Raw genomic sequence first — 14,900 nt, 5'->3', positions numbered from 1 at the left:
GTGATGACACTAAAAATACAACTGTTAAACCGGTTTAGCAAATTAAAATCGCTATTTATTTTTCTCAAAAAACTGATGAAAGAACAATGTGTGATATCTGATGGAATTCGACCAGTATTCCCAGGTATGTCCACCTGGCCTTACGGTATAATCATGTGGGATTTTACGTTCCAGCAATTCTTCATGCAACTTATTGTTATACATATTGAAGAAGTCATCTGTTCCGCAATCGATAATCAGATCGAGTAAGTTGGGAGTAAGGAGATACAGCATGTTGATCACACTGTTTTCTTCCCAGCGAACAGGGTTTTCACTGTATTTTCCCAGTACCTGATCAAGGCCCCAGCTTTCGGGGAATGGACGCAGGTCTACCCCTCCACTCATACTACCTGCGGCGCCAAAGATACCGGGATGCCGGAAAGCGAGATACAACGCACCATGCCCGCCCATACTCAGACCAGTGATAGCCCGGCCGGTACGGCTGGTGATAGTGGAATAATGTTTGTCGACCCAGCTGACAAGCTCTGAGGAGATATACGTTTCATACTTTGAACCTGCCTTTACGGGGCTATCGAAATACCAGCTGGCAAAATCCCCATCCGGGCATACAATGATCATATGATATTCATCGCTTAGCCGGGGCAGTTCCGGATCTTTTTTGATCCAGTCGCTGTAATTCCCGCTAAACCCATGCAACAGATAAAGCACGGGAAACTTATGGCTGGAATTATAGTCGCCCGGCGTGATCACCACTGCTTTAATATCTTTGTGCATATCCAGGCTGGAAGTGCTGACAGTATCCACTTTCGCAGCCATCCCCAACCCTCTTGCCAGTACGAAAATCAATAATAAAAATGTTTGTTTCATATATCCGGTTATCTGGCTGAGGCAATGGTAATTTTATGTAGCAGTGGCTGATTGATCTCATAAATTTTATCCGTCAGCACGTTCATTTCCAGTTGCCATGCATCACGGATCCCTTTGTAACGTGCACGGGTAAAATTATCCCTGTTACCATTTACAAAAATGTCTTTGGCAGCATAGGCATTTACAGAATCCATTACGGCATTATTATCTTTGAAAAGCAACCCTTTTCCTCTCAGGATGCTGAATTCCATCCAGGCATACATTCTCAGCCTTCTTTCAATATCCCAGCGTTCCTCATTCAATTCCCGGATCTGGATAGCCTGCTGGTATTCAGGTGTACGGGTATTCTCCGCCAGATTGATCCCTGTTGCCAGCTGTCCGGCATCATAGGAACCTACCTTTTCACCATCCATCAGCAGATCATACTGACCAGCTTTCAGTCCGCTCACCTGCAATACTTCCTGGTTAAATTCTTTCATGAAAGGCACCACTTTCATTGCATCCGACTGTTTACGGCGATTGCCCCAGCCACGGCTAATAGTATCCAGCGGATAAGGCAGTGCCTGCGCAAGGTAACCGAAGCTGACACCATCAGCCGTACCTGTTACAGCACTGATCTTACAGTTTGCCGCCTGCTTTATCTGCTTTGTAGCGGCGTCTATATGTATCATGGCCACTGGCTGACCAGCAAGCCCCTGGGCTTTCAGGAACAGGTATGCCATCACCATATGTCCGTCGTTATCCGGATGGATACGGTCACCAGGTGTGAGGCTAAAAGTTGAATCCTGCTGTTGTTCACGTTGATTGATCAACATCATAGGATGGTAAAAATCAACGAAAGGCCAGCTGTTCTTTTTAGCCGCCTGTTCCTGAAAAGCCACCACTTCATTCAGGGCTTGGGTTTTCCCAGGATAGATGTTTTTATCATTGAATTTTGCAGTCTCATCGTAAGGAGATCCGCCGATGAAAATCTTCTTAATATCGGGGCGTTTTTTCAGCTTATCCTCTACTATAGCATAATTGTTATAGGAACGCTGTATTTTTTTCTGCATAGAGTCCTTTGCATCTGAACGATACCATTCAAAATAGCCGGTATCATTCATGCCCCAGGTAAGGGTCAGCACTGTAGGCTTTTTTGAAAGCACATCATCTTCAAAACGGTCATTGATCTGGCCAATCACGTCCCCTCCTATTCCTGCATTTAAACAGGTGATACGTCTTTGCGGGAAACGGGTCATATAATACAACCAGATATAGGAATGATAATGCCCACCATCGGTGATACTGTTTCCTACGAAAACGATACGGTCGCCTTTCTGAAAAGGCTGCTGCGCTTTCGCCTGTAAGGCGGATGCAGCGATAAACAGAAGCAGTAGTTTCTTCATTTAATTTAGATTAATTATTGATACCCCATTGCTGATTCGGCATTGGGCCCATTACCAGTTCCAGTACACCTCCTTTAGCAACATCCCTGAAATCGATGTGACACTGGCTGTATGGCTTGCCATTGAGCCGGGCACTTTGTATATAAATATTCTCTGGTGAATTGTTGATCGTTTTGATGGTAAACTTTCCCATTTCTATTTTATCAAACACAGGACTGGTGATTTCCTGACGGGTATCTCCCGGGCATACAGGATGTAAACCAATAGCTGCCAGTACATACCATGCAGACATTTGTCCTACGTCTTCGTTGCCAACCAGTCCTTCTACCTTATCATGATACGCCCTGCGGCAGATTGCCCTTGTCCATTTCTGTGTAAGCCAGGGTTTGCCAAGCCTGTTAAACAGGAAGGGCACATGATGTACCGGTTCATTGGCATGATTGTAAAAATCATTCCACATCATATTCTCCGGTGCCTGTTCAAAGAAGTGTTCCAGATCAGTGATTACTTTTTGTTTTCCTCCCATCAGTGTTACCATACCATCTACATCCTGCGGCACAAACCATCCCTGCTGGTAAGGATTACTTTCCATAGTGCCATACCAGGGTTGCATCCTGCCGGAATCCGGCCAGGGCAACCATTTACCTTCTTTATCTTTTGGCCTGAACCAGCCTTTCTCTGTATCAAATACATTTTTATAATTCTCTCCTCTCTGGGCGTACTTTTTTTCATCTTCCGGATGATGCAGCCATTTGGCCATACGGGATACACACCAATCAGTATATGCATATTCCAGCGTATAGGAAAGGCTGAGATCACCAGGTGTATATCCCAGACTACCATTGCCAAACCGTTCTACAGAATTTACAGAAAGCCTGTATGCTTCCGGGACATTATAATTACGGATCCCCTTTGCATATGCATCCGTGATTACAGATACTGCAGGGTTTCCCAGCATACAACCGGAATAGGCATTCAGCAGTTCCCAGCGCTCCAGGTAATCCTTGTTTTTCTCTTTAGCCAGTGTAATAAGGGAATTGATCAGATCATTGATCAATGATGGATTAATGAGTGTCTGCAATGGCATCTGACTACGGAACACGTCCCATCCGCTGAAGATAGTGCGCTTATTGAAAGTGGTGCTACTCTGTACCTTCCCATCTCCCCCCATATATTTCCCATCTGTATCCTGTATGATACGGGGATCTATCATTGTGTGATACAAAGCCGTATAGAATACTTTCTTTTCTTCTGTTGTACCACCGGATACTTTAATGCGGGCAAGTTCTTTGTTCCATTGATCACGTGCTTTACTGCGGACAGCATCAAAATTCCAGTCGCGGATCTCCTGTTGCAGGTTATGAGCCGCCCCATCCATACTTACAAAGGAGATACCTGCTTTCATCTGTACCTGCTCCCCTTCCTTAGTATCAAATTCAGTAAAAAATCCCAGGTGTTTCCCTTCCTTTTCTTTTATCCCTTTCAGGATCTCTGCCTTACCTATCTGCTGCTGATAACGATCACTCTCCACATCTTCCAGTTTGCGTGTCCAGCTATCCGGGATATCTGCGCTCCAGACGCCATAGTTACGCAGGGGTTTGCTGAATATAGCATAGAAATACACGGTATAATCTGCATGTCCATCGCCATTACCCCAGCCACCACCATCAGGGGTACAGCGCATCCATCCTGCAATAGTACTGTCGTTCAGCACCTTTACATACTGACGGGTGGAAGTTCCGCCTACACGACGGGCAAGATCGATCTGTATCCTCGACTGCTGACTGGCAGGGAAAGTAAACCTGAGCATACCACTATGCGGAGCAGCTGTCATCTCTGCCTTGATCTTATAATCAGACAACAATACAGAGTAATACCCCGCAGCCGCTTTTTCGCTTGATTTAAGGTAGGTTGAACGGTACCCATCACCATGACCCGCTTTGGTCTTTAAAGGCCCCATAGATGGCATTACGAGGAAATTACCGAGATCTCCATACCAGCCAATGCCACTCATCTGTGTAAAAGCGAATCCTTCAATGCTTGTATGTTCATAACTATAACCCGAGCCGTTGTCTCCTCCGGTAATGGTATTCGGACTTACCTGCACCATACCATAGGGAGTGGTAGCACCAGGGAATGTTTTACCCAGCCCATGATAGATACCCGCAGCACCCGCACTTGTACTGGCCCCGATAAAGGGGTTTACCAGGTCGGCGGGCGACTGTGCCCTGCTTATAGTACAAATAAGTATACATGCTATAATTAGCCTGATCATAATAGTTTTTTTATTTTAAGGGTACGGATAGCGAAAGGAGGTAATTCCAGCAGTACCTGTTTTTTAATCACGTCAACAGCTGCACGTTGTTTGCCACTCAGTTCCACCAAAGCAGCGCTGTTAATTTCCTGCGTAAAAGAAAGACTGGCATGACTGTTCCCCGCAGAAGGATTAAAGAGCCTGATCAACACGCCATCCTCTTCCCATACAACAGCGGTTACCTGTGCTCCGTTTACCTGAAACATTGATTCTTCAGGCAGGTTTCCGCTGAATACAAGCAGTGGTTCATTCCATTTATTGTTCTCCATACTGATATTGCCCTGCTCCCAGTTACCGGAATGAGGTATGATTGCATAATGAACAGTGCTAGGCCCGTCAATGGTATAATTACGTCCCCACAGCCCCATACCTGAATACTGAATATCCAGTCCCAGCGGGAAATTTGCGCCATGCGTATAACTGGTTGTATGATCGCTGAACAATGCCATTCCATATTTACCATCGGTAACATCTACCCAGTTCAGCAAAACGTTATTCTTAATACTATCCCAGCTATTATAAAATGTATTTTCCAGTTTACTTTCCGTCACATCAAACGGCGCATCCTTAGAGACATGCTGCTGTTTGAATGTTGAAGGAAACACAGCCAGCAGTTTACAGCTATCGTTATAGAAAGGTTTGGCTGGTAATTCCCATTTATATTTTTCTTTTGCAAATGGCTGCCCGATACTTGTATTCTCTTTCCAGTCTATTTCCAGGTTATAATCAATCTTCGGATCTCCTGTTGTTAATGTAATCGTCTGTTTAAAAGATTCACCTGCTATCAATCCTTTGAGCAACAGTTTTATCCTTAGTGGGCCGGCCTCCTGAATAGTCACGTTTACAGGCGATTCCATTGATGACCTGAAACCATCAAAATTCCCTCTTAATTCATTAAAACCGGCTGCTGCAAATTCTTTGTTGTGCAGATGTTTTGCGATAAGACTTTTAATTATGCCACCATGTAAGGTGTCTATCATTATCTTGTAAAGATCTGTTTCCAGTAAATAACCTGTGCCCGTTCTTCTTACGGTAATAGCTGCTTGTTTTTGCTGCAGATGGTATACAGAATTTCCCATAGCAGGAACTGCTGCCATGAATAAGATACCATCCTTTACCAATTGAGAAATCACTTTGTGCCCTTTACTATCAGTAACCTGTGCATCATTCCATCCGGCAGGCAGGTTTGCAAAAACAACTTCTTTTCTATCTGTTCCCAGTGTATTATAAACCGTTATATAATCAGGATTGTTCAAGCTGGTCTTATTAATGCTGTCGCATATATTACGTGTAGCCATTGTCCAGTTAGCGGCCTTATCTGCCCAGGTATCCCCTGGATTACCGTTATAAGGCACTATCCAGCAATCATGATGTTGCGCCAGCAGCAGGGTGCGCCATGCAGTATCAAAAAGCTGCCGGGGCCATTCCATATGACCATTCCATACTTTCATAGCAGCTATCTTCTCTGACTGTATAATTTTATTTTCGGCAAGCCGTACACGCTGCGCAAGTTGTTGTGTAATCTGTGAGCCCCAGACAAGGCTTACAAGCACATCTTCCTGTGATACCTTCCACGTTGTTGCACTATCATGAAGGGCTATATTTTCAAAATAGTTCCGCCAGGTTGTATAAGTCGTATTATCTCCCAGAAAAGGACCACCTTTCCATCCGGCATCCTGCAGTGTCATTCCTACGGGATGAGCAATGCCATACTGTTGCGCAGCTGAAAGGTATTCCGGACTATTATTCCATGCGATTGTCTGCCAGGTGGATTTATCAGACAATGCTTCTATTGCATAACGGGGTGAAGTAAGGATAGCAGTACCATCCGGCCCTGTCCAGTTCACCAGCTCTCCGCCGTGAGCTCTTGTATATCCGCCAAAACAGGTATTCGGATTTTTCAGAGATGCATATCTGAAACCCAGTGATTTCAGTATTTGCGGCAGAGAACTGGTAAAACAGGGTTCTTCAGAGGAATAGGTAGAAAAAACGATATCAGGAAAATGTTGTTTTAATTTATGCATACCATACTGGAACTGCCGGATAATACTTTCTCCAGAGATGTTAAAATTGTAGCTCTGGGCATAGGAAGGATTGACATATTCTATCCTGCCTTCGGCAAATAACTTCCTGAAATCCTGGTAAGCTGCCGGGTCTATCACCATGGCACTGTCCCATGTCTCCGGTTCAATTTCAATATTTATATTCCACTGAGGGTGTTTTTGTAACTGGTTTGCCATGAAACGGGTGTTCCAATCGGGGTAATGTCCCCATACACCGCCGTGATAGCCATCGATATACCAGACCTTCTGCGCTATTGCCTGCGAAGAAAAACAAATCCACCAAACACAGGCCGATAGCAGAGAAAGGATACTTTTCATATACGTGGAATATGCTAAACTGATTTAGCAAATAAAACATAAAAGAATTTACTGTACAAGGCTATTAACAAATTATTATTTTAATAATGTATATTATTGTTAATTATTAATTGTTTAAAGGGGGAGTGAAATTTTATTTTTGTTATTACTAAACCGGTTTAGCAAAATATTCTATTATTGTGAAAACATTTACCACCTTATGAAGTCAATTGCGTTGTTGCTATTATTCCATGTTACCGGTAGTTCATTATATAGTCAGCAGCTTCATTGGAGAATAAGTCCTGTTATACAAAGCCAGCCTTCAGCCATTGCTACTGCGGGATTTGCGGATAAAAACTGGATCCCGGCAATAGTACCCGGTACTGTATTTTATGCTTATGTAAGAGCAGGTAAAGAAAAAGATCCGGATTACGGGGATAACATCTATCATGTTGATAAAGAAAAATATAACCAGCCTTTCTGGTACCGGACTGAATTTCCGGCTATGACGGTTAAGAATAATCAGCGGGTATGGCTGAAATTTAATGGGATCAATAAATACGCTGACATCTGGTTCAATGGAAAACAGATTGGTTACCTGCATGGGCATATACAACGGGGAATCTATGATATCACTAATCTGCTGAACACCAAAGGTGCCAATGCCATAGCGGTATTGGTTTCTCCTCCTAAGTTTGATCATGGTCTTGCCAATTGGGAAAGCCCTACCTACATTTGTAGCGGCAGCTGGGACTGGATGCCGGCAGTACCCGGACTAAACAGCGGGATTACTGATACCGTGGCCTTGACGGTTACTGGTCCTGTGAGTATCACTGATCCCTGGATACGTGCGGATATGCCGGATACTAATGCTGCAACGATCAGGGTATCTGCACAGGTGATGAACTCCTCTCCTGTTGCTGTTACCGGGAAATTAAAAGCAGTGATTTCTCCAGGGAATATTATCATTAGCAGCAGCGAAGTGACACTGGCAGCAGGAAGTAGTCAGGAAATTAATCTGCAGCCACAGTATATGCAACATCCGCATCTCTGGTGGCCTAATGGTTATGGTCAGCAATTTTTGTACGATTGTAAATTATCGTTTGAAACAGCGACGATTAGCCAGTCCTTTGGTATCAGGAAAATATCTGCTGATACTACTTCTCTGAATGGCCCTATGCGGGTATACATCAACCAGGTACCTGTTTTGTTAAAAGGTGGGAACTGGGGGATGTCTGATTATATGCTGAAAGTAAGAGGAAAGGATTACGAGACCCGTATTCGCCTGCATCAGGCCATGAACTTTAATATGATCCGCAACTGGACAGGGGAAATTACAGACAATGCGTTTTATGAATACTGTGATCAATACGGTATCATGGTATGGGATGATTTCTGGCTGAATAACATGGGCGGTATAGATAGCCTGCATATGTTTGAGGATAACGTGATTGAAAAGCTCAAAAAGTTCAGGAACCATCCTTCCATTGTTATATGGTGTGGTGCTAATGAAGGCGTACCTGGTGGTAATCCGGATGGTGACCTCAGCAACGTTATCACTAATGCCATCCATACCTATGACGGTGATTACAGACTATACCTCCCCCGTTCCAATGCCGGTGTAGCCAACCCGAATTTCTCTATTCATGGTGGCAGCAAAAATCTCTCAGGTAGCGGTATATGGGCGAATATAGATCCTAAGAGTTATTTTACTGATCCGCATAATGGCTACCTTTTCTCTACAAATAGCTGGGGGATGCGCAGTGAACTGGGTATGGCCACATTTGTCAATCCTGAGAGCTTCAAAAAATTCATGCCGCAAAATTACTGGGTAGCTCCTACTCCGGATTCTGTAAACAGCAAAGACAATATGTGGGCAAGGCATTTCTTCAGCACAGACGGTGCAATGGGAGGAGGAGCCGATCCCGTAAAGTATATCAATGATATTAATAAAAGTTATGGACAAGCAGTATCATTGGAAGATTTTTGTAAGAAAGCACAGCTGCTGAACCTCGAAACGATGAAAGCCATGTTTGAAGCATGGAACGATCATATGTGGAATGACGCCTCCGGAATACTGATCTGGATGAGCCAGTCTGCGTATCCTTCTATGATCTGGCAGACTTATGATTATTACTATGATCTCACAGGTGCTTATTTCGGGGCTAAATCTGCCTGTGAACCCATGCATATCCAATGGAACCCTGCGTCTAAAATGGTGAAGGTGATTAATAATAAAAACTGTTCATTTCATAATCTGACTGCATCTGCAACGGTTTATAATGCGGATGGTAGAGCTGTGAGACAATATGCGAAGAAAACAAACTTAGTGGTAAACGCGAGTTCTGTGAAAGATGCTTTTATTATGCTTACTGATACAGCGGGTCTTTACTTTCTTCGTTTGAATTTATATGCAGATAATGGTCAGTTGTTATCAGAAAATACTTACTGGGTTGGGAACTATACTTCGTTGAATGCACTACCGGCAGTAAGGATTTCTATCAGTGCCCCATTGAAAACCAGCGAGGGGGTAACTTATACCGTTTCTAATCAATCAAAGCAATCAGCCGCTGTAGGCATACGGGTACAGCTACTGGATAATAACGGGAAACAAATACTACCAGTATTGATCAATGATTCTTACTTTACGCTGATGCAGGGAGAGAAAAAGCAAGTGCAGATAGAGGTATCCTCCGCTCAGTTAAAAAACGGATACAAACTTGATGCGAAAGCATATAATGAATAATTATACATCCAATTAATTCCTTGTAATGAAACACGTTCTCATTGTAATATTAGTTTTACTGGCAACAAACAATTATGCCCAATCTCCGGACAAGATATGGAATTCCAGCTGGATAGCTGCTCCCAACGATCCTGGCACTGAATACGGTGTTTATTACTTCCGCAAAAGTATTAACCTGGATACTAAGCCAGCTTCTTATATAGTTCATGTATCCGCAGATAACCGTTATAAACTATATGTGAATGGTGTTTTAGTTTCGCTTGGCCCGGCGCGTGGTGACACCTATTTCTGGAATTACGAAACAGTTGATCTTGCACCATATCTCTCTGCAGGAAAAAACATCATAGCTGCGCTCGTTTGGAATGAAGCGCAATACCGTCCCGAAGCACAGATCAGCAATCGTACAGGTTTTATTCTGCAGGGCAATTCACAAACAGAAGAAATACTGAATACTGATAATACCTGGAAATGCTTTCGCGATGCAGGACATATGCCTGTTCCGGGTTGGTTTTTTGCTGCCAGCAAAGGTGAAATGGTAGATATGAATCAGGCGGTTAAAGGTGATTGGACAGCCTTATCTTATGATGATAGTACATGGCCTCTTGCAGCAAAAGTGATGGACGGAAAACTGAAAGGTACGGCATGGGGGATCGACTGGGCACTGGTGCCTTCAACACTGCCACCAATGGAAATGACTTACCAGCGTATTCCTGCATTACGCAGTGCTGTTGGTATTACCGTTCCGCAAGCCTTCCCCGAAAAAAAGACGTCGGTAACTATACCCGCCAATACAAGCATCGCTTTATTGCTGGACCAGACTTTTGAAACAAACGCCTATGTAACGCTTAATTTCAGCGGTGGCAGGGACGCCGGCATTTCATTAGGTTATGCCGAAGCACTTTTCAATAAAGACAGTAAAGGTAACCGTAATGATATAACCGGCAAACAGTTTGTAGGGCGAATAGACAGCCTGATAGCAGACGGTAACAAAGGACAGACATTTACAACTCTCAACTTCCGCACCTATCGTTACATCAGGTTACTGGTACAAACCAAAAATGACCCGCTTGTCCTGGACGATATTTATGGCACTTTCACAGGTTATCCTTTTAAACAAACAGCAACATTTAACACAGATAACAACGAAATAAAACAGATACTGGATATTGGCTGGCGTACAGCGCGGCTCAATGCCTGGGAATCTTATACAGACTGCCCTTACTATGAGCAACTGCAATACATTGGCGATACACGTATACAAGCCCTGATATCTTACTATAATACCAGCGATGACAGGCTGGCACGTAATGCCCTCACACAAATCGATCATTCACGTTTAGCCGAAGGCATTACCAAAAGCTGTTACCCTACCAAAGGCACACAGATCATATCCACGTTTTCGCTATGGTACATCTGCATGCTGCATGATTACTGGATGTACCGGGGCGATAATGACTTTATTAAAAATAAACTGGTTGGGGAAAGAGCCATACTGGATTTTTTCAGCAAATATCAGCAACCTGATGGTTCAGTGAAAAATACCCCTTACTGGGCGTTTGTAGACTGGGCTGGCAATCTGGCTGGCGATGTCAAAGGCGCGGACGGTAGCGCGGCTATTTATGACCTGCAATTACTCTGGGCATACCAGTGGGCTGCGGAAATGGAAGCTCAAATTGGCCTTTCTGATTATGCCCGTATATATAATCAGAAAACCGCACAGTTAAAGACTACTATACAGCATAAGTACTGGGACCCGGTTAAAAAATTGTATGCCGATACTAAAGAAAAAAATGGCTACTCACAGCATGCTAATTCACTGGCCATACTTACAGGCATGGTAAGCGAAACGGATATGCCTGCTGTAGTTAACGGACTCTTGAATGATAAAACTTTAACTCAATGCACTGTTTATTTTAAATACTACCTGAATCAGGCACTGATAAAAGCTGGCCGTGGAAATGATTATATGAGCTGGCTGGGTATCTGGCGTGAAAATATAGCTATGGGGCTTACTACCTGGGCTGAATATTCAGATATCAACACTACCCGCTCTGATTGCCATGCCTGGGGTGCTAGTCCTAATATCGAGTTCTATCGTACTGTTTTAGGTATCGACAGCTATGCACCGGGTTTCAGTAAAATAAAGATTGAACCACATTTAGGTACTTTAACAAAAGTAGATGGAGAGATTCCCCATCCTGATGGGAAAGTCGCTGTTAAATATATTTTAGAGGGCAGCAAGTGGAAAATCAATATCAGTCTGCCTTTAAAAACGTCCGGAATATTTGTATGGAAAGCTAAAACATATCTGCTTAAAGCTGGTGCTAACTCATTTGTGATTTAAATTTATATGGTGTGTTTTTGAACAAAAAGAGAAATATTCAGTTAATAAGTGGAGTAACTGATATTCCTCAAAAAACACATTAAACCATGGACCTCAAAAAGAAATTAGCACAACTTGGCAAACAGCCAGACATCATCCTCATCATTACTGACGAGCAACGGGCTACTCAACATTTCCCACCGGGATGGGAGGAGGAAAATCTCCCCACGCTTACCTTTCTCAAAAAGAACGGTTTCAGTTTCGACAGGGCTTTCTGTAATACCTGTATGTGCTCACCCAGCCGGACAACTTTATTTACAGGAATTTATCCGGCTAAACATAAGGTTTCCCAAACACTGACTATAGGTGGTCCCTTATCACCTTCGGAACCAACTCTCAGTACATCGTTGCCAAACATAATGAATGTGCTCTGGAATGAAGGATATGATGTGCAGTACCGTGGTAAATGGCACATGAGTAAAGGTGTTGCAGGCAACGGTGCCGTGACCAATTACGATAACCTGACACCTGCGGATATTTCTTTGTTTGGTGCCATGGGTTGGGTAGCGCCGGATGCAGGAGAAGATGTGAATCCCTTAAATTTTGGTGGAGGATTTGCCAACCATGACGCCAGGTATGTGGCAGAAGCGATCAAATACCTGCAGGGGGTAAAAGCGGAAAGGGCAGCAGGCAACCACAAACCCTATTGCCTCATCGTATCGCTGGTGAATCCCCATGATGTATTGGCTTATCCTAAAACAGCAGGAACCTCAGGATATCATTCTGATAGCTGGTCGGGAAGGGAAATCGGATTGCCCGACACCGTGAATGAGCATTTACTGGCCAATAAAAAACCAATGGCACAGGAACAAATCTTATTAGGGATGGATACTTCATTAGGAGCTTTGCCTACCATTGAACAAAAGTTAGATTACATAAATTTTTATGGATCTCTGTTAACCCTGGTTGACAAAGAGATCGGTAACCTGATCAAAGAATTGTATGCTAGCGGTCTGGCTGAATCTGCTATCGTCACCTTTACCTCAGACCATGGAGAAATGGGACTTGCACATGGGGGACTGCGGCAGAAAACCTTTGTGGCTTATGAAGAAGCATTGAGGGTTCCACTCGTCATATCCAACCCTGTTTTATTTTCAGGTCACCCTATTCAGCAATCAATGGCCCTGGCTACGCTGGTAGATATCATGCCTACGTTTATGGAGATTGCCAATGTATCAAACCCTCCTGCAGGACTTGCAGGTACCAGCCTGTTGCCAATCATGCAGGATGGCACTCCTGTACAGGATAGTATATTATTTACTTATGATGATACAAAGGCAGGTTCCAACAATCAGTGGTCTGTAGTAAATGCAGCCAATCGTATCCGGTGTATCCGTACGGAGAAATGGAAGTTTACTTATTATTTTGATGCGGCGGGCGCTTATTACAACCAGTATGAGCTGTATGATCTGGTAAATGATCCTTCTGAATATACCAACCTGGCATATGATCCTGCGTATAGAGAAGTCCGGACAGAGCTGCAAAAACAATTGCATCAACTGGAAATAGCTAAGCTGAGGGTGCTGACATCCAAGGAAACTGAAAATGTTCAGGAACCACAGCTGGATAATATTACGGCTTAATCATTTCTAATTAAAAGAGCTTTCAAATCTTTGGGGTTGAAAGCTCTTTTACATTTTATAATTACGGTATAAACTCCTTCTGCCAATCGTACATAGCTCTATAGTAATTTAACAAAAAACAGTTAGTAAACACCGGTGAACATCTGACCAAGATATAAACTATTAGTACATTGCTTGCGGTCTTCGGTCACAAATGAGAGGTAGATTTCTATCACTTTTTCCTTCCAGCTACTATCAGGCAATAATAATACGTCACGACCATCCATTCTTTTCGCTCCGCATAACGTGTAAACTGCTTCATTTAATGCGGGCGCATATGCTAGTAGCATCACACGATCACTGCTATGTTTATAACTCAGATCTGCCGTCCAGCTAAATACTAAGTAGTTATTCTGCCGGACAACAGCAGCATTAATATTCTCATTACTCATTGGCCCCTCCGTGAGCCTTACTTTTGTATAATCTATGATATAGTCTGGATACTGTCCGGTAAGTGCTTGTTTAATCTGGTAACCGGTCGCCGCATGATATCCGGTATAGCCTTTTTCTGCACCGGTATAAGCAAAACCAACCTGCACATATGGAATAAATCCACTCAAAAATTTATTTACTACCGCCAGCCTTTTCCGGCATGCCAGCTGCTTTTCTGAGGGTGGCTTTGTACTCTTACGGCGACGGCTACGGACAATATATTTGCCATTGAGTATGTACCCTTCCAGGTTGCCTACAACTCCCTGTATGCCCCAAAAAATGCCATTCTTTAAACGTGCCATTAAATGTATTTTAAAATTTGTCCATGTAAATTTAACTTTAGCGCCTGCTAACCCTTCAGCAGCAATACTTTCAGGACCAAACTTCCCACGGTTAAAAGATAACTGAGGCAAATTGATACTAAAATCAGGTGATACACCTGTCACTGCATATTTGAGATTATAAGCCATAGCAGATGCTGATACTTTATGCTCCTGGAGGCTTATCTCTATCAGGTCACTAATGTATCCTAACAGACGGGTAACCAGGCCAAACTTATAGCGCTGATCTTTGCCTGAAAAGCCACCGAACGGTCTTTTTAATTGTGTTCTGATGTTGTTGTTTTTAAATTTTACTAATAATTGTGCTACGTGGGTTAAATCAGGGTTAACTGTAGCTAATTGCGACAAAGTGGAGGTGTTTTTCAACAACTGGAAAGGGCCCTTTCCTTCCTTCAGTTCGTTATGCGAAATTAAACCAATGCGTGTAATTTATCTACACAGATCCGGAAT

The 14,900-nt window shown here is 43.3% G+C and carries 8 protein-coding genes; 3 read left to right on the top strand and 5 right to left on the bottom strand.

Annotation, left to right across the window (positions count from 1 at the left end; translation table 11 throughout):
- Positions 1–51: 51 nt before the first annotated feature.
- From BMW86_RS24360 to BMW86_RS24345, 4 genes are read right to left on the bottom strand one after another with little or no spacing between them, the layout of a single operon-like run.
- The gene (locus BMW86_RS24360; RefSeq protein WP_089784870.1) at positions 52–867 is read right to left on the bottom strand and encodes an alpha/beta hydrolase; all 816 of its coding nucleotides are present in this window, start codon (positions 865–867) and stop codon (positions 52–54) included.
- A gap of 8 nt (positions 868–875) precedes the next feature.
- Positions 876–2,252, bottom strand: coding sequence for an SGNH/GDSL hydrolase family protein (locus tag BMW86_RS24355; RefSeq protein WP_089784868.1), 1,377 nt, complete (start codon positions 2,250–2,252; stop codon positions 876–878).
- 10 nt (positions 2,253–2,262) lie between these two features.
- The gene (locus BMW86_RS24350) at positions 2,263–4,527 is read right to left on the bottom strand and encodes a GH92 family glycosyl hydrolase (protein WP_089784865.1); all 2,265 of its coding nucleotides are present in this window, start codon (positions 4,525–4,527) and stop codon (positions 2,263–2,265) included.
- On the bottom strand, positions 4,524–6,947 hold the full coding sequence (locus BMW86_RS24345; RefSeq protein WP_089784862.1) for a glycoside hydrolase family 38 N-terminal domain-containing protein: 2,424 nt from the start codon (positions 6,945–6,947) through the stop codon (positions 4,524–4,526). Before BMW86_RS24345 ends, BMW86_RS24350 begins: the two co-directional genes overlap by 4 nt.
- Positions 6,948–7,146: 199 nt before the next feature.
- On the opposite strand from BMW86_RS24345, the gene BMW86_RS24340 reads away from it, so the two are divergent.
- The 3 genes from BMW86_RS24340 to BMW86_RS24330 all read left to right on the top strand — a co-directional run bounded on the left by BMW86_RS24340 (position 7,147) and on the right by BMW86_RS24330 (position 13,638).
- Entirely contained in the window at positions 7,147–9,672 is a 2,526-nt protein-coding gene (locus BMW86_RS24340; protein ID WP_089784860.1) for a glycosyl hydrolase 2 galactose-binding domain-containing protein, read from the top strand.
- Positions 9,673–9,697: 25 nt separating this feature from the next.
- The gene (locus BMW86_RS24335) at positions 9,698–12,016 is read left to right on the top strand and encodes an alpha-L-rhamnosidase-related protein (RefSeq protein ID WP_089784858.1); all 2,319 of its coding nucleotides are present in this window, start codon (positions 9,698–9,700) and stop codon (positions 12,014–12,016) included.
- Positions 12,017–12,102: 86 nt separating this feature from the next.
- Positions 12,103–13,638 (top strand): sulfatase-like hydrolase/transferase, encoded by a 1,536-nt coding sequence (locus BMW86_RS24330; RefSeq protein WP_089784856.1) that lies wholly within the window; start codon positions 12,103–12,105, stop codon positions 13,636–13,638.
- 122 nt (positions 13,639–13,760) lie between these two features.
- Here the strand turns inward: BMW86_RS24330 and BMW86_RS24325 are convergent, their stop codons facing one another.
- The gene (locus tag BMW86_RS24325) at positions 13,761–14,798 is read right to left on the bottom strand and encodes a DUF6266 family protein (RefSeq protein WP_143056684.1); all 1,038 of its coding nucleotides are present in this window, start codon (positions 14,796–14,798) and stop codon (positions 13,761–13,763) included.
- Positions 14,799–14,900: the final 102 nt, after the last annotated feature.

Source organism: Chitinophaga sp. YR573 (assembly GCF_900110995.1).
In the GTDB taxonomy this organism is placed as follows: Bacteria; Bacteroidota; Bacteroidia; order Chitinophagales; family Chitinophagaceae; genus Chitinophaga.
This window is presented reverse-complemented; position numbering and strand designations above follow the sequence as displayed.